The sequence below is a fragment of the Rhizobium sp. YAF28 genome, from assembly GCF_052113285.1.
GTDB lineage: Bacteria > Pseudomonadota > Alphaproteobacteria > Rhizobiales > Rhizobiaceae > Rhizobium.
Window position 1 is genome coordinate 323,346 of record NZ_JBFRCX010000004.1, and the last position, 18,532, is coordinate 341,877.

Consider the following 18,532-nt stretch of genomic DNA (forward strand, 5'->3'; position numbering starts at 1 on the left):
CTAAGAGAGTCCTGCCGATGAAAAAAGGCAATGCGAGGGCCTCTTTGAGGCCGCACTCACACAAGCCCAAATGCCGGGAGATTCAAATGAACACCTTTAAACTTACTGTTGCCGCGCTTGCTGCAACCGCCGCTTTCGCTGGCGTTGCAGTTGCTCGCGACCAGATTCAGGTTGCTGGTTCGTCCACCGTCCTGCCTTACGCAAAGATCGTCGCCGAGTCCTTCGGCGAAACCTTCACCAACTTCAAGACGCCGGTCGTCGAATCCGGCGGCACGGGCGCTGGTCTGAAGGAATTCTGCAAGGGCGTCGGTGAAGACACGATCGACGTTGCCAACGCCTCGCGTCCGATCAACAAGAATGAAGCGGAAGCCTGCAAGGCTGCCGGCGTAACGGACATCCAGGAAGTCAAGATCGGTTATGACGGCATCGTCTTCGCAACCGACTCTTCCAACCCGGACGTTGCCTACGTTCCGGCCGACATCTACAAGGCCCTCGCTGCCCAGGTTGTCGTTGACGGCAAGCTCGTCGCCAACCCCTACAAGAAGTGGTCTGAAGTCAACCCGAAGCTTCCGGCTGTTGATATCGCTGCCTATATCCCGGGCGAAAAGCACGGCACGCGCGAAGTCTTCGAACAGAACGTTCTCGCCGCCGGCTGCAAGGCTTCCGGCGCTCAGGAAGTCATCGCCAAGGAAATCGCCGACAAGGCTGCCCAGGGCAAGGCTTGCGTCGCAGTTCGCAAGGACGGTGCTGCTGTCGACATCGACGGCGACTATCCGGAAACGCTGGCACGCATCGCTGCCAACAAGACCGGCGTTGGCGTATTCGGTCTCTCCTTCTACGAAAACAACGCTGACAAGCTCAAGGTTGCGACCATGAGCGGCATCGTTCCGTCGACGGAAACGATTTCCAACGGCACCTACCCGGTTTCCCGTCCGCTGTTCTTCTATGTCAAGAAGGCACATCTGGGCGCCGTTCCGGGCCTGAAGGAATATGTCAACTTCTTCGTATCCGACCAGATGATCGGCCCTGACAGCCCGCTCGTCGAATACGGTCTCGTTGCTGCTCCGGATGCAGAGCGCGAAGCGATCCGTAAGGCCGTAGAGGCCGGCAAGACCATGTAATGACTTTGCCGGCGCGACGCTCGGGGGCGTCGCGCCGGCATCACCTTATCCGCCCGGCTCCATTGGGGTGCCGGGCGGATGAACTTCTTCTCCATGATATTGAAGCCGATGGCACGCTCCTGGAGCTGCCTGGCTCTTTGGGGGCTGTGGGCCTGGGGACGTAACGAATGAGCACATCCATCATACTCTTGTGCCTGGTAGTGATCGGCGCCGTTGCCTATGTGGCTGCGCGCAGCCGCGCGATGGCGCTTTCCGGAGGCAGGTCTTCTGCCCTGCATTCGCGGCCGGCCTATTATGGCTCCTATGCCGCGATCTGGGCTGTTCTGCCTTCCCTGATCGTTCTGTTTGCCTGGCTGGCTATCAGCCCGGGCATCATCTCTTCCTCCGTTCGCGGCGCCTTTCCTGACGACGTGAAGGCGCAACCGGTCGTCCAGCAGGACCTCGCCTACAGCATGGTCGCCACGGTTGCCCGCGGCATGAACCTGCTGACCTCGGATGAGGTTTCCTCCTTGTCGAGCAATCCTGCGGGTCTGCAGGCAAAGCTCAGCGAGAAGGGCGTACCGCTCGCCGGCGAGCCGCAGCCCTACATGATCGCTGCCGCAAAGACCCTGAACTCGGAGAGCATGACGAGCCGCGTCATCATGACGGCGATCGTGCTGCTCATATCTGTCGCAGGTGCTTTCTATGCGCTGCGCTCCGTTGCTCCGCGCTTCCGTGCCCGCAACCGTGTCGAGCGCGTTATGCTCTGGGCGCTGCTCGTTGCATCCTCCATCGCCATTCTGACGACGATCGGCATCGTGCTCTCGATGCTGACAGAAGCGAGCCGCTTCTTCGCCGTCGTTCCCTTCGTCGACTTCTTCTTCGGAACGGTCTGGGATCCGCGTTTTGCCGGTGCGGGCAGCTCCTCCTTCGGCCAGTTCGGGCTCATCCCACTCCTGCTCGGCACGCTCTATATCGGCCTGGTCGCCATGCTGGTCGCCGTGCCGGTCGGCCTCTTTGCCGCCATCTACATGGCCGAGTATGCTTCTTCGAGAGTGCGCTCGATCGCCAAGCCGCTTCTCGAAGTGCTCGCCGGCATTCCGACGATCGTCTATGGCTTCTTTGCACTCGTCACCGTCGGGCCGTTCCTGCGTGATTTCTCGGCGCAGATCAGCGGTCTTTTGAGCGGCAGCTATACGAACTTCATCCAGGCACAGAGCGTCATCACCGCAGGCATCGTCATGGGCATCATGCTGATCCCTTACGTTTCCTCGCTGTCGGACGATATCATCACCGCAGTTCCGCGGGCACTGCGTGACGGCTCGCTCGGTCTCGGCGCCACACGCTCCGAAACCATCAAAAAGGTGGTCTTGCCCGCAGCCCTTCCCGGTATCGTCGGCGCGCTGCTGATGACCGCTTCGCGTGCCATCGGTGAAACCATGATCGTGGTTCTGGCCGCCGGTGTCGCCGCCCGTATCCAGATCAATCCCTTCGAGCCGATGACGACAGTGACCGTCAAGATCGTCAACCAGCTGACCGGCGACCTTGAGTTCACCTCGCCGCAGACGCTGGTTGCCTTCGCACTTGGCATCACGCTGTTCTGCATCACGCTTTGCCTCAACATCTACGCGCTCTATATCGTGCGCAAATATCGGGAGCAGTACGAATGACGAATATTGTTTCCCCCGTCGCCGGCGTTACCGTTTCTAAGGCGCCCGCGCGTCGCGATATCGGCATCAAGCGTCGCTACGCTGCCGAGCGCCGGTTCCAGGCCTATGGCATCGCAGCCATAGCATTCGGCCTCGTCTTCCTCTTCATTCTGCTTTGGACGGTCATCAGCAACGGCTATACGGCCTTCCTACAGACGTCGATCACCCTGCCGATCGAATTCTCCGAGAAGACGATCGACCCGGACAACAAGCGTGCAACCGACCCTTCGGTGCTGGTCGCTGCCAACTATCCGGTTCTGCTACGCGACGCGATCGTCAAGCAGCTCGGCATCAATGCCGCAAGCCGTCCTGACGTGCGCGATGCATCCGCCATGCTGTCCAAGGGGGCGCCCATTCAGCTGCGCGACATGGTCGTTGCCGACCCGTCGATCATTGGCAAGACCGTCAATATTACAGTGCTTGCAGATGCCAATATCGACAGCGCCAACAAGGGCCAGATCAATCTTTCGGTCGATGAGAAGAACCGTAAGGTCAACGACAAGCAGGTTGCCTGGATGAATGAGCTGAAGGCGAGCGGTGCTCTCCACAAGACGTTCAACACCGGCCTCTTCGTCAACGGCAATTCCAGCCGTCCGGAAGCCGCAGGTCTCGGCGTCGCCCTCATCGGCTCGCTCTACCTGATGCTGATCGTTCTCGTGCTTTCGCTGCCGATCGGCGTCGCTGCCTCGATTTACCTTGAGGAATTCGCGCCGAAGAACAAGCTGACGGACCTGATCGAGGTCAATATCAACAACCTCGCCGCCGTCCCGTCGATCGTCTACGGTCTGCTCGGCCTGTCGGTCTTCATCAACTTCGCCGGCCTGCCGCGTTCGGCACCGCTGGTCGGCGGCCTGGTGCTGACGCTGATGACGCTGCCGACGATCATCATCGCCACGCGTGCAGCGCTCCGTGCCGTGCCGCCGTCGATCCGCGCGGCTGCCCTCGGCCTCGGCGCCTCGAAGATGCAGATGGTGTTTCACCACGTGCTGCCGCTTGCAATGCCCGGCATCCTGACCGGCACGATCATCGGCCTTGCCCACGCACTCGGCGAAACTGCGCCGCTGCTGCTGATCGGCATGGTCGCCTTCGTCGCCCAGGCGCCGAGCAGTCCACTCGATCCCTCCACGGCGCTTCCGGTTCAGGTCTACATGTGGGCCAACGAAGCCGAGCGCGCATTCGTGGAAAGAACCTCGGGTGCCATTATCGTCCTGCTCCTGTTCCTGATCGTCATGAACATGGGAGCTATCCTCTTGCGTCGTCGCTTTGAGCGCCGCTGGTAAACGGAGTAGAGATCATGAACATGTTGACGGAAGCTGCAGTTGAGAAGGCGCTGGACCAGAAAATGAGCAACGTCCCGTATAAGATGATCGGACAGGATGTCTCCGTTTATTACGGCGAGAAGCGCGCGCTTTTCGATGTCAATCTGAACGTCCGCGAAAACACCGTGACCGCCCTGATCGGCCCGTCGGGCTGCGGCAAGTCCACCTTCCTGCGGTCGCTGAACCGCATGAACGACACGATCGATGGCTGCCGCGTCACCGGCAAGATCACGCTCGACAGCGACGATATCTACGATCCTGACATCGACGTCGTCGAACTCCGCGCCCGTGTCGGCATGGTGTTCCAGAAGCCGAATCCGTTCCCGAAAACAATCTATGAAAACGTCTCCTACGGACCGCGCATCCACGGCCTCGCCAAATCCAAGGCCGACCTGGACCAGATCGTCGAGACGAGCCTGCAGCGCGCCGGCCTCTGGAATGAGGTCAAGGATCGCGTGCATGAATCCGGCACCGGCCTTTCCGGCGGTCAGCAGCAGCGTCTGTGCATCGCACGCGCCGTTGCCGTCAGCCCGGAAGTCATCCTGATGGACGAGCCCTGCTCGGCGCTCGACCCGATCGCGACTGCCAAGGTCGAAGAGCTGATCCATGAGCTGCGTGAAAACTACACCATCGTCATCGTGACGCATTCCATGCAGCAGGCCGCGCGCGTATCACAGCGTACGGCCATGTTCCACCTCGGCAACCTGGTCGAGGAAAACGACACCGACAAGATGTTCACCAATCCCGACGATCCGCGCACCCAGGACTATATCATGGGCCGGTTCGGCTGATTTTGGCGATGTGAAGCCTTCCCGATTTTCGAGGACAAAGCCCCATGGCATCGACACATATTTTTTCCGCTTACGATGACGATCTGAAATTCCTGTCCCGGCGCATTTCCGAGATGGGTGGTCTTGCCGAACAGATGGTCGGCGAGGCCGTCCGTGCGCTGGTCAACGGCGACACTGCGCTCGCCCAGAAGGTCATTTCCGACGACGTGATCCTTGATCACGCGGAACGCGAAATCAACGACAAGGCGATCGTCACGATCGCCCGTCGCCAGCCGATGGCCTCCGACCTTCGCGAGATCATGGGTTCGATCCGCATCGCCGCCGACCTCGAGCGTGTCGGCGACCTCGGCAAGAACACCGCAAAGCGCGTCATCGCCGTCCAGAGCACCGGCGTTCCGCGCAAGCTCGCCCGCGGTCTCGAGCATCTCTCCGAACTGGCGCTCGTCCAGCTCAAGGAAGTGCTCGACGTCTATACGACGCGTTCTGCGGACAAGGCCAAGTCCATCCGCGAGCGCGACGACGAGATCGACGCGATGTACACCTCGCTGTTCCGCGAACTCCTCACCTACATGATGGAAGATCCGCGCAACATCACGAGCTGCACGCATCTTCTCTTCTGCGCCAAGAACATCGAGCGCATCGGCGACCATGCGACCAACATCGCTGAGACGATCTATTACATGGCAACCGGCGCCCAGCCGGAGGGTGAGCGTCCGAAGGACGACAGCTCCAATACCGTCGGTGCGGTGACGGAGTAATCCGGACCTGCCAATTGCGTGCGCGCCCTGCGCTGGGGCGCGCAAAGGTCGCAGCCAATTCCAAGTTTCTGCATGGTCCGTTGCTTAAATCACCCCCGGTTTAAGGATCATGCATTAGGAGACTGACACGCATGATCCCAAGAGTTGCAGTTGTTGAAGATGAAGAGGCGCTGAGTGTGCTTCTCCGCTACAACCTCGAGGCTGAAGGTTTCGAGGTGGATACGATCCTCCGTGGCGACGAGGCCGAAATCCGGCTTCAGGAGCGCACGCCGGACCTGCTCATCCTTGACTGGATGCTGCCGGGCGTTTCCGGCATCGAACTCTGCCGCCGGCTGCGCATGCGGCCGGAGACCGAGCGCCTGCCGATCATCATGCTGACGGCACGCGGCGAAGAGAGCGAACGCGTTCGCGGTCTCTCGACCGGCGCGGACGACTATGTCGTCAAGCCCTTCTCCACGCCGGAACTCGTTGCCCGCGTCAAGGCGATGCTGCGACGCGCCCGTCCGGAGGTTCTCTCCACCGTTCTGAAGTGTGGTGATATCGAGCTCGATCGCGAAACCCATCGCGTTCATCGCAAGAGCCGCGAAGTGCGCCTCGGCCCGACCGAATTCCGCCTGCTCGAATTCCTGATGTCGTCGCCGGGCAGGGTCTTCTCCCGCTCGCAGCTTCTGGATGGCGTCTGGGGCCACGATATCTACGTGGACGAACGTACCGTCGACGTCCATGTCGGGCGCCTGCGTAAGGCGCTGAACTTCTCCAACATGCAGGATGTCATCCGCACCGTCCGCGGCGCGGGATATTCCATGGAAGCCTGATCCGAGTGATCGGAGGTCCAGACGGGTCGCTCGCTTGCCGGGCGGCCCGTTTGCTTATCTGGTGTCCTTCTGAAGAAACAGCGATGGGTAGGCCCGCCCTGTCCGTCGAGCTTGAAGCGACCTGTCTCGGCGAAGCACAGCTTCTTCTGGAAGCCGACACTAGGCGCCGAAAGCGAACTTCAAGAGGGTTTGCTTTCTACAGACGAATGCGTGCAAGAACTCGATCAAGAGCCTTTTGCAGAGCCACAGCGCCACCGAAATCGCGAAAGTCTTCGAGCACCTGTTCATTCAATCCGCCCTTGGTCGAATGCTCGCCGATGAGTTCATCAAAACTCGCGACAGGTTTCGAACGGGCAGCATGGGCGAGGCCGGAAAACAATTGACGGAGGTAGGCGTCGCCAGCCGTTCTCGAAAGCCCTTGGCTCTGCAGCCAGGTCGACGTCGCGTCCAGGATGCCGAAATAGGTGGCCATCAGGCAGCTCGCCACCGCGAGAAGTTCGAACTCAGGTCTGTTTTCAACCTGGATCGCCGTTCCGAGCGCCGAAAAGAGGGCGTGGGAAACCTCGTCGGGCGGGTAGATCGCAGTCGCGCCCTGAAGATCTGCGATGAACGGAAGTGGAATTGCCAGGCTCAGGCGAACTGGCTGATCGATCCACGCCAGCAGTTGATCCATTGGCGTGGCCGCGACGAAGCTGATGACATGGTGGCCCGGCCGAAATCGGAGCGAGCGGATGACCTCCTCGGCAATTTGCGGCCTCACCGCCACAAATACGAGATCGGATCGGTCGAGAACATCCTGGTTCCCCAAAGCGATCGACACATTCCGGTTTGCCGCCGCAAGGCGGGCGGCGACGCTTGCGCTGCGCGGTGACAGCACGATCGGTGTGTCGCGAAACGCTGTCTTGCCCAATCCGGTGACGACGGCCTCGGTAATCGTGCCCGTCCCGACGAACCCCATTGTCATCCGCTTTGGATCGATCTCCATTGGCACCCCTGACCGACTGTTTGCGCCGTGCTACTCCACGAGAATACCGCATCTGCATCAGAAAATCGCGTTACAGCGCCATGACCACCGTTCCATGCCAGCCTGGGGCTGAAACACATCGGTGGTGTTGGCCACGTAACTTCGCATTGTCAGGCATGGTGAACGACCGGCAGAGATCGGCCTCCGGCAGATAGTCGTGGTCAGGAGCGGTTTTCCAGTCCTCCTGTGCCGGCTAAAAAAATCACCCCTCCGCGCATAGGCGAGGAGGGGTGATGGTACGTTGCGTCTGTTGGAAGATCGCGGGTCAGGCGACCCGGACAGCCTTGCGGCGTTCGCTGACCGGCTGGTAGGCGAGGCGCTGGTGATAGTTGCAATAGGGCGAGGAATCCGGGGAGTCGCAGCCGCAGAAGTAGAAGTCGTCCTTCAGCGGATCGCCGACCGGCCACTTGCAGGTGCGCTCCGTCAGTTCCGTCAGGCCAAGGCGGCGTGAAATCGGCACGACCACATTCTTGGCCGGCACGTATTCCATTTCCTCGACCGTTTCGATCTCGATCTCTTCCTTCAGCATCGTTGCGCCCTGCTGGCGGGTAACGGTGCGGGTGGTGATGCGAGACGCATAGTTCGGGGCGCGCGGAGCCGACGTATTGCGCTTCGTTGCGCGCGCAGCGGTTGCCGTGCCGCCGGCCTTGGCGCGGCCGGGAAGACTGAGCCGGTGAACCTTGCCGATAACAGCGTTTCTACTCACTCCGCCAAGCTGCGCAGCGATCTGGCTGGCGCTCAGCCCCTCTGACCAAAGCTTCTTGAGCTTCTCGACACGCTCGTCTGTCCAGTTCATTGCCCTGTCTCCACCTTTCGCGTTGGTGATGGCAGAATCCCTCACCGTTGCCTCGGAAGTCTCCGAAGCAAGAAACGCCTGATCAATTTTGGTGACTAGTTCCGCCGCATGCAGTCTAGTAATTGAACTTTAACCTAGTGTGAGCCTGACTCTGTGACAAGAGTCGCGTGAATCCGATGAATCCGAATTCGGGGTTTTCCCCAACTTGCTTCCCCGGAGAGTCATTTCTGCAACATTAGCTGTTGATAGACCTGCAAGTCTGATTTGAGGCTTGACGCATGTGCTAAATCCTCAGTTTTGTTGACATTGCAGTGCGAAAAGTAAATAGTGCTTCCTGCCGCCGCAAGGCGGCATTTTTGATTTTTCGGGCCTGGTTTTCTTAGCCGGAGTCCGTTGCCTTAGAGCCTGACCAGGAGATTGCGCCATGGCTGAAGCCTCGCCGCTTTATGATACCTATTCTCGTGCCCCGCTGCGGTTCGAGCGAGGCGAGGGCGTGTGGCTGATCACCGAAACGGGCGAGCGATATCTGGATTTCGGCGCGGGCGTTGCCGTTACCTCCGTGGGGCATGGCAATCCGCACGTTGTGGCCGCTCTCAAGGATCAGGCCGACAAGGTCTGGCATCTCTCCAATATTTATGAAGTGCCGGGGCAGGAGAAGCTCGCCAAGCGTCTGACGGATGCCACTTTCGCCGACAAGGTGTTCTTCACCAATTCAGGCGCCGAGGCTCTCGAATGCGCCATCAAGACTGCGCGCCGCTATCAGTTCTCCAAGGGGCATCCGGAGCGCTTCCACATCATCACCTTCGATGGCGCCTTCCACGGCCGTACGCTGGCGACCATCGCCGCCGGCGGCCAGGAGAAATATCTCGAAGGTTTCGGCCCGAAGACCCCTGGTTTCGATCAGGTGCCCTTTGGCGATGTCGAGGCTGTCCGTGCCGCTATTACCGACAAGACCGCCGGCATCCTCATCGAGCCGGTGCAGGGCGAGGGCGGTGTCCGCCCAGCAACGTCCGAATTCATGAAAGCGCTCCGCCAGCTCTGCGATGAGCATGGCCTGCTGCTGATCCTCGACGAGGTGCAGACCGGCGTCGGCCGTACCGGCAAGCTCTTCGCTCATGAATGGTCGGGTATAACGCCCGACATCATGGCGGTTGCCAAGGGCATCGGCGGCGGCTTTCCGCTCGGCGCCTGCCTTGCGACGGCAGAGGCCGCTTCCGGCATGAAGGCGGGCACGCATGGTTCCACCTATGGCGGCAACCCGCTGGCCATGGCTGTCGGTAACGCGGTGCTCGATGTCATCCTGGCCGAGGGCTTCCTGCAGCATGTGCGTGATGTCACTCTCGTCTTCCGCCAGGGCCTTGCATCGCTCAAGGATCGCTATCCCGACGTGATCGAAGATATCAGGGGCGAAGGGCTGTTGCTCGGCGTCAAGGCTGCCATTCCCTCGGCAGAGCTGCTGAAGGAAATCCGCGCAGCCCATCTTCTGGCGATCCCGGCAGGCGATAATGTCATCCGCCTGCTGCCGCCGCTGGTCGTAACCGCCGAGGAGGCGCGCGAGGGTCTTTCCCGTCTCGAACGCGCTGCCGAAAACATCCGTGCCGCCAAGGTCAAGAAGACCGCTTGATAGGACAATGCCCCGCCCGCTGGCGGGCGTAGCAGGTAACGAACAATGGCTTCCCCCAAACACTTCCTCGATCTTTCCGCCGTCACCGGATCCGACCTCAGAACCATCATGGACGATGCCAAGCTGCGAAAGCAGGCTTTTAAGGCCGGCACGGCCGACAAGCCGCTCGCCGGCAAGATGCTCGCCATGATCTTCGAGAAGCCGTCCACGCGAACCCGCGTCTCCTTCGATGTCGGCATGCGCCAGCTCGGCGGCGAGACCTTGTTCTTGTCGGGCACTGAAATGCAGCTCGGCCGCGCCGAAACGATCGGCGACACCGCCAAGGTTCTGTCGCGCTATGTCGACGCGATCATGATCCGCACGACCGACCACAACCGTATGCTGGAGCTCGCTGAGCATGCGACCGTGCCGGTCATCAATGCGCTGACGGATGATACCCATCCCTGCCAGATCATGGCTGATATCATGACCTTCGAAGAGCATCGCGGCCCGATCAAGGGCAAGACGATCGCCTGGACGGGTGACGGCAACAACGTGCTGCATTCGCTGGTGGAAGGAGCTGCCCGTTTCGGCTACCGCATGAACATGGCAGTACCCCTTGGTTCCGAGCCGAAGGATCACTATCTGAACTGGGCCCGCAATGAGGGCGCCGAAATCATGCTTTACCATGATGCTGACCGTGCGGTCGCCGGCGTCGATTGCGTGGTGACCGATACCTGGGTCTCCATGAATCAGGAACATCGGGCTCGCGGTCACAATGTCTTCCAGCCTTATCAGGTCAACGCGCATTTGATGGCGCAGGCCGGCAAAGACGCATTGTTCATGCACTGCCTCCCCGCTCACCGCGGTGAGGAGGTGACGGACGAAGTGATCGATGGCCCGCAATCCGTGGTCTTCGATGAAGCGGAAAACCGTCTTCATGCGCAGAAGTCGATTCTTGCTTGGTGCCTGGGCGCGATCTGAACCATAATCGGATGTCGCGAGTTCCAAACTCGCGGCTGCGCAAGCAGCCGGTGCGCTGGCCGGCTGCTCTGACAAAACAGGAGTGAAAGCCATGGCAGAAGCTGCCGCCGCCCTCGGCGAGTTCGATTTCGCCGGCGATGATCATGTCGTCCCCTTCCAGGTGGAAGGGCTGGATGTGCGCGGTCGCGCCGTCCAGCTCGGCCCAATGCTGGATTCAATCCTCGAACGCCATCATTATCCCACGCCCGTCGCCCGCCTTCTGGCGGAGGTGGTGGTGCTCACGGTGCTGCTCGGCACCTCGCTGAAGTTCGAGGGCAAATTCACTGTCCAGACCAAGAGCGACGGTCCCGTCGATCTCTTGGTTGCCGATTTCTCCACGCCGGAAAATGTCCGGGCCTACGCCCGCTTCGATCAGGCCTTGCTCGATAAGGCGATCGCTGCAGGCGAGACGGAGCCGGAACAGCTTCTCGGCAAGGGCGTGCTCGCCTTCACCATTGATCAGGGCAAGTTCAGCCAGCCCTATCAGGGCATCGTGGCACTTGACGGTACCTCGCTGGAAGACATTGCAGGTGTCTATTTCCGCCAGTCGGAGCAGATCCCGACGCGCGTGCGCCTTGCCGCAGCCGAGCTCTTCGACCGCGACGAGAACGGTAAGCCGCGTCACCGCTGGCGGGCAGGGGGCCTCGTCGCCCAATTCCTGCCGGAAGCGCCGGAGCGTATGCGCCGGCCCGATCTTCACGGCGGTGATGGCGACACGGCTGCGCGCGCCCATGTTGAGGATGATGCCTGGACGGAAGCCCGCTCGCTCGTTGAAACCGTGGATGCCGATGAACTGACCGATCCGCTTGTTGGCACCGAACGCCTGCTCTTTCGCCTCTTTCACGAACGCGGCGTGCGCGTCTACGATCCGCGCGCCGTCTTCGATCGTTGCAGCTGTTCACGGGAAAAGATCGGCGGCGTGCTGAAGGGCTTCAGCGCCGAGGAAATCGAGGCGAGCCAGGAAAATGGCGAGATCTCGGTCACCTGCGAATTCTGCTCCACGACCTACCGCTTCCCGGTGCAGGAAGTTGCGGCGGCGGAGTGAGTGCGCGGAGAATGGGGCAGGCTCTAGTTCAATACCCTGAGCAGGCCGGGTGAATCCAAAGAGAAGGCGGGGATGTCGACATCGAACGTCTCGCCTTCGTCCGTCTCCATCTGGTAGTGGCCGAACATCAGGCCGGACGGCGTATCCAGCGGGCAGCCCGACGAATATTCATAGGTGTCACCTGGCTGCAGCCGCGGCTGCTCGCCGACGACGCCGGGGCCGCTGACCTCGTCGATCTGCCCGTTCTGGTCGGTAATGTTCCAGTAGCGGTTGACGAGACGTACGGCGATGCCGGAATTGTTGCTGATGACCACACGGTAACCCCAGACATAGCGATCGTCATCCGGATCGGATTGCTCCTCCAGATAAAACGGCTCGACAACGACTTCGATATCTCGTGTGAGGGCGCGATACATGCCTTACACCTTAGTCAGGATATGTTACCCGTATCTTATAAGAGGCCTCTGCCGTCAAGAAACGGTACAGTGATCGCGGCCTCACCACCCCCGGTTGGACCGCCTTTCGTTCATTAAGCCTAACTCTCAGTGTTAATTTCAAGGCAATGCGACGGCCGCAGCGTCTGCCGACGGCCGTGCCTTGATGGTCAGGCCGAAACCTTCGCCAGAGCGCGGGCGAAATCTTCTATCAGATCGTCCGTATCCTCGATGCCGGCCGACAGGCGCACCGTGCCCGGCGAGATGCCGAGTTCGGCGCGAGCTTCGTCCGTCAGGTTCTTGTGCGTGGTCGTGGCCGGATGCGTGATCAGGCTCTTGGAGTCGCCGAGATTGTTGGAAATCTTGACGATCTCAAGCGCGTTCTGCAGCGCGAAGGCAGCTTCCTTGCCACCTTTGAGCTCGAAGCAGACGAGCGTCGACCCACCGGACATCTGCTTGGCGATGATATCGGCCTGCGGATGGTCTTTGCGGCCGGGATAGATGACCTTGGCGACCTTGCCCTGATCGGCCAGGAAATCGGCGATCTTCGCCGCATTCTGGGTCTGCTGCTTGACGCGCAGCGGCAGCGTCTCGATGCCCTTCAGAAGCGTCCAGGCATTGAAGGGTGACATGGCCGGGCCCGTATGGCGGAAGTAGTCGTGCAGGTTCTCATCGATCCATTCCTTGTCGGAGAGAACCACACCGCCGAGGCAGCGGCCCTGGCCGTCGATGTGCTTGGTCGCGGAATAAACAACGATATGAGCGCCAAGCTCCAGCGGCTTCTGGAAGAGGGGCGTCGCAAAGACGTTGTCGACGACGACCTTTGCGCCGATCTGGTTGGCGAGCTTGGCGACACCGGCGATGTCAATCACTTCCAGCGTCGGGTTGGTCGGGCTTTCCAGGAAGAATACCTTGGTCTTCGGGGTAACAGCCTTTTCCCAGTTTCCGAGGTCGCGACCGTCGATCAGCGTGCAGTCGATGCCGTATTTCGGCGCCAGCGTCTCGACGACCCAGCGGCAGGAGCCGAAGAGGGCACGGGCGGCAACGATATGATCGCCGGCCTTCAGCTGGCAGAGAATGGCGGCGGTGACTGCAGCCATGCCGGAAGCGGTGGCGCGGGCGTCTTCGGCGCCTTCCAGCATGCACATGCGCTTTTCGAACATGTCATTGGTGGGGCTGCCGTAGCGCGCATAGATGAAACCTTCGGTCTCGCCCTTGAAGCGCGCTTCCGCCGCTTCCGACGTATCGTAGACGAAACCCTGCGTGAGATAGATTGCCTCGGATGTCTCGCCATATTGCGAGCGGAGCGTTCCGCCGTGGACGAGTTGGGTTGCCGGGCGCCAGGTCTTGCTCATGCCATCACCACTTTCAAACAACAAAAAAACCGGCCGCAAATGCAGACCGGTTTTCAACCCGGTCTTTTTAGCCACTTATTTAACGTGGCTGCAAGCCGACCGGCCAAATCACCACGGGATAAATTTGCAATACTGCCGTTCTAAGCTTGCGTCAATTCCCCGACTTTGGTTTTGTCGGCTGCAAATTATGGATGGAGCATGATGGCTCGCGAAACTGGAATTTTGGCCGACCGCGCAATTGCCGCGCTGTTTGAGACGGGGCGTCTTCAAAGCGAGCGCGAGCTGGACCGCGACCAGATCCAGCCTGCCAGCCTGGATCTGCGGCTGGGCGCCAAGGCTTTTCGGGTGCGCGCCAGCTTCATGCCCGGCCCATCGCATCTCGTCTCAGACAAGCTCGACCGGCTGAGCCTGCATGTCATTGACCTCAGCGAAGGCGCGGTGCTGGAAACCGGCTGCGTCTACATCGTACCGCTGATGGAGCGCCTCGATCTGCCGGCCGACATGTCGGCCTCGGCCAATCCGAAGAGCTCGACCGGCCGCCTCGATATCTTCACTCGCGTCATCACCGATTACGCGCAGGAATTCGACAAGATCCCGGCCGGCTATTCCGGCCCGCTCTATCTCGAAATCAGCCCGCGCACGTTCCCCATCGTCGTGCGCCGCGGCTCGCGCCTGTCACAGATCCGCTTCCGCGTCGGCCACTCGGTTCTGGGCGAGCCGGAGCTTTTGAAGTTGCACGCAACGGAAACGCTCGTCGCCGCCAAGCAGCCGAACGTATCCGGCGGCGGCATTGCGCTGTCGATCGATCTGACGGGCGACGAGGAAGGCTTGATCGGCTATCGCGGCAAACACCACACGGCCGTCGTCGACGTCGACAAGAAGGCTCAGCACGATATCTACGATTTCTGGGAACCACTCTACAGCCGCGACCGCACCGAGCTGATCCTCGATCCGGATGAGTTCTACATCCTCGTCTCGCGTGAGGCCGTGCACGTTCCGCCGCATTATGCGGCGGAAATGACCCCCTTCGATCCGCTCGTCGGTGAGTTCCGCGTCCACTATGCTGGCTTCTTCGATCCAGGCTTCGGCCATGCGCCGGCCGGCGGGCGCGGCAGCCGCGCGGTGCTGGAAGTGCGCAGCCACGAAGTGCCCTTCATCCTGGAAGACGGCCAGATCGTCGGCCGCCTGATCTACGAGCACATGCAGGAACAGCCGTTGAGCCTCTACGGTTCAGGCCTCGGCTCCAACTATCAGGCCCAGGGCCTCAAACTGTCTAAGCATTTTCGGATTTGATGCCCGATGGCGCCGTCACTTGACAGCGGCGGCTATCTGTTGGAAGTCTCAAGCCATCAGGCGGGTGTAGCTCAATGGTAGAGCAGCAGCTTCCCAAGCTGAATACGAGGGTTCGATTCCCTTCACCCGCTCCAGCTATTCCTCTCAATCTCTTCCGAAAATGTTGATCGGCCGGTACTGGCGGTGAGCGATCGCCAACGTGCGGTCTGGGCGGATGATATAGGTCTCCTCGACCTGCCGGCCGTACTGGTCGATGAAATTGTGCGGGAAGGTCGAGCCGATCGGCGACTTTGTCAGTTTGGTGCGCGGCTGGCCGTTGTAGGTGATGCTGCCGGGAATAGGCTCGATGCCGGGACCGGTATATTCGACAGTCGTGCAGCCAGCGAGCGCCAGCGCGCCGATCAGGCCAAGTGCGATCAGTTTCATATTGGAAGCCTTTCTTTCCGCAGCACGGTGCTATTGTACCGCAAATCGCCGAAAGCTCACGATACAAACGGTGCGCGCGTCTTCAACCCTTCGAGAAGTGCCCGGGTAAAGGTTGTGATCGTTCGCGCCAACCGTCCGATTGATCTGATTGCCGCTCGTGGCGCTATCTGGTAGAGCGATGCTGTCGAAAAAGGCAGGATCGGATGAGGTAAGCCCGGTCCCTTCCATCATCGGAAGCTCTGCTCCGTGTTTCACACGAGAACCCGCGACGTGGCCCGCATGCGAATGCGGGTTCCCGGCGGCATGCGGAGCGTTAAAAGACGCACTCCTCCGGGATTTTATTCTCAAAGGAGACATTCATGCGTTTGAACCATCTTGATTTCTACGTGCCCGATATTGCCGCTACGGCGGATTTCTTCCTGCGTTATTTCAGTCTGGAATTGCGGGAGATGAACGAACGGATCGGCCGGGCGATCCTTCATGACGACCAGGGAACGGAGATCGTCTTGAGCCGCCCGCTGCCGAAATTCGGCGGTGCCGATCAGGTGGAGCTGCAGCGGCAGACCTATCATATCGGCTTCATCCTCACCGAAAGATTGGATGTCGATCGGCTTCATGGCCGTCTGGTGACAGATGATGCCGCTGTCTCAGGACCACCGGCCGCCATTCGCGGCGGCTGGCTCTTCTATTGCACCGCGCCCGGCAACCTTCTTGTCGAAGTCGGCTGGCGTCCACCAGCCTGAAGGACCTGAAACGAAAATGGGCGGCCGAAGCCGCCCATTTTCATTCAATCATGTCATCAGCTCAGAACTCCGTCCAGTCAGCTTCCTGGCTGCTGGCGGGGGCAGCGTTGTTCACGCCGAAAGCGCTGGCTATCTTCTGGCCGAGGGCGCGGGCGGGCGAAGCCTTCGGGCGTGCGGTGCTTTCGGCAACGCGGACCGGAGCTCTGGCAGCCGGCCGTGCGCCAGCGCGCGGCGCGGCCGGTGCGGTCGAGATCGGCGCGCTTGCAACGAAGCCGCCGGTGCCTGTCAGGCGGAACTGGCCGAGCAGGTTGTTGAGCGCCGTCGCTTCCGTGGCAAGGCTATGGCTTGCCGCGGTGGATTCCTCGACCATGGCGGCATTCTGTTGGGTGCCCTGATCCATGGTGTTGACGGCTGTATTGATCTCCTGCAGGCCGGTCGACTGCTCGCGGGCGGCTTCGGCGATCGCATGGACGTGCTGGTTGATCTCCTGCACCTCGTGGACGATCGCATCGAGCGCCTTGCCGGTTTCGCCGACCAGCGAGACGCCGGTCTGCACATGCGTGCCGGATGTGTTGATCAGCGCCTTGATTTCCTTGGCGGCGTTTGCAGAGCGCTGGGCGAGTTCACGCACTTCCTGTGCGACGACCGCAAAACCCTTGCCGGCTTCGCCGGCACGCGCTGCCTCGACACCGGCGTTCAGCGCCAGCAGGTTCGTCTGGAAGGCGATATCGTCGATGACGCCGATGATATTGCCGATCTCGACGGAGGACTGCTCGATCTGATGCATGGCAGCGACCGCCTTGCGGACGACGTCGCCGGATTTCTCGGCGCCAAGGCGGGTGCGGGCGACGAGTTGGCTTGCCTCTTCGGCACGCTTTGCCGCGTCCTTCACCGTTATGGTGATCTCTTCGAGGGCTGCTGCCGTTTCTTCGACGGAAGCGGCCTGCTGTTCGGTGCGCTTCGAAAGCTCGTCGGCAGACGACCGGATCTCGTTGGCGCCGGCGCTGATGGCACGGGCGTTGGAGCCGACTGCGTGCAGGGTCTCGTTGAGCTTCTCGACCGAATTGTTGAAATCCTGGCGCAGCGCGTCGAGATGCGCGACGAAAGGCGTTTCGATATGTGAGAGGAGGTCGCCCGCCGAGAGCCGGCGCAGGCCGTCTCCGAGCGCATTGACCGCACGCTCGAGATCGGCGGCTTCCGCGGCCTTCTGCGCTTCGCGTTCACGGCGCTCGTTGTCGCTGAGGCTGCGGTCGGCTTCCGCGCGCGCCTCGATCTGGGCACGCTCGATCGCGTTGTCGCGGAAGATCGAGACGGCCTTTGCCATCTGGCCGACCTCGTCGCCGCGGTCGAGACCGCTGATCTCGCTCGCGGTATCGCCTTCGGCAAGCCGCGTCATGCGCAGGCGCAGCTGCATCATGGGGCCGGCGATGCCGATCTGCGCCACGGCCACGCTGATGCCGACAGCGGCGAGAACCGCAATGCCGATCAGGATGAAACAGAAGACGATCCGCTGGTTAACGGCAGCCGAAAGAGCGTCGCCGCCGTCGTTGAGCATCGCCATCATCGCATCATTGTTGGCGATCATCTTCGGCGTCAGTGCGTTGAGCTTGGCATTGATCAGGGCGACATTCGCCAGGGCGCCGGCGCTGTCCTTGGCCTTGCTCTGCTCGATGATCTTGTTCGCCAGCGTTTCGATTTCATCGATACCGGCCTGGATTTCATCGATCGCCGCCTTGCGGCTGGGCACAAGTGTCAGCGCCTGCTTCATGCGGTCGCGTGCCTGCGGCAGCTTGCTCGGTGTGGCGAGCGCTGTTTGGAATGCCGGCGTATCGGGCTTCATATCGGCAAGCAGACTCACTTGCAGCACCGAGGCGACGATCGATGCGCTGGCGCGCGCACTCTGCATGGAGGCCAGCGCCTCATGATCGATGAAGGCGCTGTAAGTCGCGTCCGCTTGGCGGAACTCGGACATGACATAGACCAATCCGGCCATGGTGATCAGCCCCAGGAGCGCCACGACCGATATGACTTTTGTGCGGATTTTCAGATGTTTCAGCATGGAAATGTCACCCGATTGGCCGGGTGTGTTGCGGACCCGGTGCTTTTGAAATCATTTGTTGCAGAACAATTCTTCGGTATTGCGGTGTGGGAGATACCTTGGGAGGTTCGACATGCGCATCATGCGGTCGGCCGGTGAGGTCGGTGTCGTCGCAACAAATAAGATCGGATATTGCTTAATTCCGCGCTAACGGGCTCGCAGGATTGCCCGTAAATTTTTGGGGCATAGTTGTCATTTGT

At 60.7% G+C, this 18,532-nt stretch carries 17 protein-coding genes, 1 tRNA gene and 1 riboswitch; of the genes, 12 read left to right on the forward strand and 6 right to left on the reverse strand.

Annotated elements, in window-relative coordinates:
- The first annotated feature begins 86 nt into the window (after positions 1-86).
- The 6 genes from AB4Z13_RS11635 (at position 87) to phoB (ending at position 6,492) form a co-directional block, all read left to right on the forward strand.
- Positions 87-1,121 carry a substrate-binding domain-containing protein gene (locus AB4Z13_RS11635; RefSeq protein ID WP_439014018.1) on the forward strand — a complete coding sequence of 345 codons (1,035 nt, stop codon included), beginning with the start codon at positions 87-89 and terminating at the stop codon, positions 1,119-1,121.
- A 167-nt stretch (positions 1,122-1,288) separates the two neighbouring features.
- Positions 1,289-2,770 carry a phosphate ABC transporter permease subunit PstC gene (gene pstC, locus AB4Z13_RS11640; RefSeq protein ID WP_439014019.1) on the forward strand — a complete coding sequence of 494 codons (1,482 nt, stop codon included), beginning with the start codon at positions 1,289-1,291 and terminating at the stop codon, positions 2,768-2,770.
- Positions 2,767-4,089: a phosphate ABC transporter permease PstA gene (pstA, locus tag AB4Z13_RS11645; RefSeq protein ID WP_113322920.1), complete on the forward strand. Its 1,323-nt coding sequence runs from the start codon at positions 2,767-2,769 to the stop codon at positions 4,087-4,089. The genes pstC and pstA overlap by 4 nt, the downstream gene beginning before the upstream one ends.
- Before the next feature lie 14 nt (positions 4,090-4,103).
- A complete protein-coding gene (gene pstB / locus AB4Z13_RS11650) occupies positions 4,104-4,919 on the forward strand; it encodes a phosphate ABC transporter ATP-binding protein PstB (protein ID WP_037101137.1) in 816 nt (271 codons plus the stop codon).
- Between the two features lie 44 nt (positions 4,920-4,963).
- Positions 4,964-5,677, forward strand: coding sequence for a phosphate signaling complex protein PhoU (gene phoU, locus AB4Z13_RS11655; RefSeq protein ID WP_007821274.1), 714 nt, complete (start codon positions 4,964-4,966; stop codon positions 5,675-5,677).
- Positions 5,678-5,808: 131 nt separating this feature from the next.
- Positions 5,809-6,492 carry a phosphate regulon transcriptional regulator PhoB gene (gene phoB, locus AB4Z13_RS11660; RefSeq protein WP_003570612.1) on the forward strand — a complete coding sequence of 228 codons (684 nt, stop codon included), beginning with the start codon at positions 5,809-5,811 and terminating at the stop codon, positions 6,490-6,492.
- Positions 6,493-6,688: 196 nt separating this feature from the next.
- Here the strand turns inward: phoB and AB4Z13_RS11665 are convergent, their stop codons facing one another.
- Both AB4Z13_RS11665 and AB4Z13_RS11670 read right to left on the reverse strand, forming a co-directional pair.
- The gene (locus AB4Z13_RS11665) at positions 6,689-7,477 is read right to left on the reverse strand and encodes a pyrroline-5-carboxylate reductase (protein WP_439014020.1); all 789 of its coding nucleotides are present in this window, start codon (positions 7,475-7,477) and stop codon (positions 6,689-6,691) included.
- 304 nt (positions 7,478-7,781) lie between these two features.
- Complete coding sequence (locus tag AB4Z13_RS11670; protein ID WP_439014021.1) at positions 7,782-8,312, reverse strand: GcrA family cell cycle regulator; 531 nt, start codon at positions 8,310-8,312, stop codon at positions 7,782-7,784.
- A gap of 424 nt (positions 8,313-8,736) precedes the next feature.
- Here AB4Z13_RS11670 and AB4Z13_RS11675 point away from each other — a divergent pair, with 424 nt between their 5' ends.
- The 3 genes from AB4Z13_RS11675 to AB4Z13_RS11685 all read left to right on the forward strand — a co-directional run bounded on the left by AB4Z13_RS11675 (position 8,737) and on the right by AB4Z13_RS11685 (position 11,983).
- A complete protein-coding gene (locus AB4Z13_RS11675; protein ID WP_439014022.1) occupies positions 8,737-9,936 on the forward strand; it encodes an aspartate aminotransferase family protein in 1,200 nt (399 codons plus the stop codon).
- Positions 9,937-9,981: 45 nt separating this feature from the next.
- Entirely contained in the window at positions 9,982-10,899 is a 918-nt protein-coding gene (gene argF / locus AB4Z13_RS11680) for an ornithine carbamoyltransferase (protein WP_007821265.1), read from the forward strand.
- 91 nt (positions 10,900-10,990) lie between these two features.
- Positions 10,991-11,983 carry an Hsp33 family molecular chaperone gene (locus AB4Z13_RS11685; protein ID WP_113322925.1) on the forward strand — a complete coding sequence of 331 codons (993 nt, stop codon included), beginning with the start codon at positions 10,991-10,993 and terminating at the stop codon, positions 11,981-11,983.
- Positions 11,984-12,006: 23 nt separating this feature from the next.
- Here AB4Z13_RS11685 and apaG read toward each other — a convergent pair whose 3' ends face one another.
- Both apaG and AB4Z13_RS11695 read right to left on the reverse strand, forming a co-directional pair.
- Entirely contained in the window at positions 12,007-12,399 is a 393-nt protein-coding gene (gene apaG / locus AB4Z13_RS11690; RefSeq protein WP_113322926.1) for a Co2+/Mg2+ efflux protein ApaG, read from the reverse strand.
- 188 nt (positions 12,400-12,587) lie between these two features.
- On the reverse strand, positions 12,588-13,772 hold the full coding sequence (locus AB4Z13_RS11695) for an O-succinylhomoserine sulfhydrylase (RefSeq protein WP_113322927.1): 1,185 nt from the start codon (positions 13,770-13,772) through the stop codon (positions 12,588-12,590).
- 46 nt (positions 13,773-13,818) lie between these two features.
- Positions 13,819-13,897, reverse strand: a riboswitch (SAM riboswitch).
- Positions 13,898-13,970: 73 nt separating this feature from the next.
- Here AB4Z13_RS11695 and AB4Z13_RS11700 point away from each other — a divergent pair.
- Entirely contained in the window at positions 13,971-15,065 is a 1,095-nt protein-coding gene (locus AB4Z13_RS11700) for a 2'-deoxycytidine 5'-triphosphate deaminase (protein WP_439014023.1), read from the forward strand.
- Positions 15,066-15,125: 60 nt separating this feature from the next.
- Positions 15,126-15,199 (forward strand) — tRNA-Gly (locus AB4Z13_RS11705).
- Between the two features lie 10 nt (positions 15,200-15,209).
- Here AB4Z13_RS11705 and AB4Z13_RS11710 read toward each other — a convergent pair.
- On the reverse strand, positions 15,210-15,491 hold the full coding sequence (locus AB4Z13_RS11710; RefSeq protein ID WP_113322929.1) for a hypothetical protein: 282 nt from the start codon (positions 15,489-15,491) through the stop codon (positions 15,210-15,212).
- Positions 15,492-15,850: 359 nt separating this feature from the next.
- Here AB4Z13_RS11710 and AB4Z13_RS11715 point away from each other — a divergent pair, with 359 nt between their 5' ends.
- Positions 15,851-16,234, forward strand: coding sequence for a VOC family protein (locus AB4Z13_RS11715; protein WP_439014024.1), 384 nt, complete (start codon positions 15,851-15,853; stop codon positions 16,232-16,234).
- A gap of 61 nt (positions 16,235-16,295) precedes the next feature.
- On the opposite strand, the gene AB4Z13_RS11720 is transcribed toward AB4Z13_RS11715, so the two are convergent.
- The gene (locus AB4Z13_RS11720; RefSeq protein WP_439014025.1) at positions 16,296-18,293 is read right to left on the reverse strand and encodes a methyl-accepting chemotaxis protein; all 1,998 of its coding nucleotides are present in this window, start codon (positions 18,291-18,293) and stop codon (positions 16,296-16,298) included.
- Positions 18,294-18,532 lie beyond the last annotated feature (239 nt).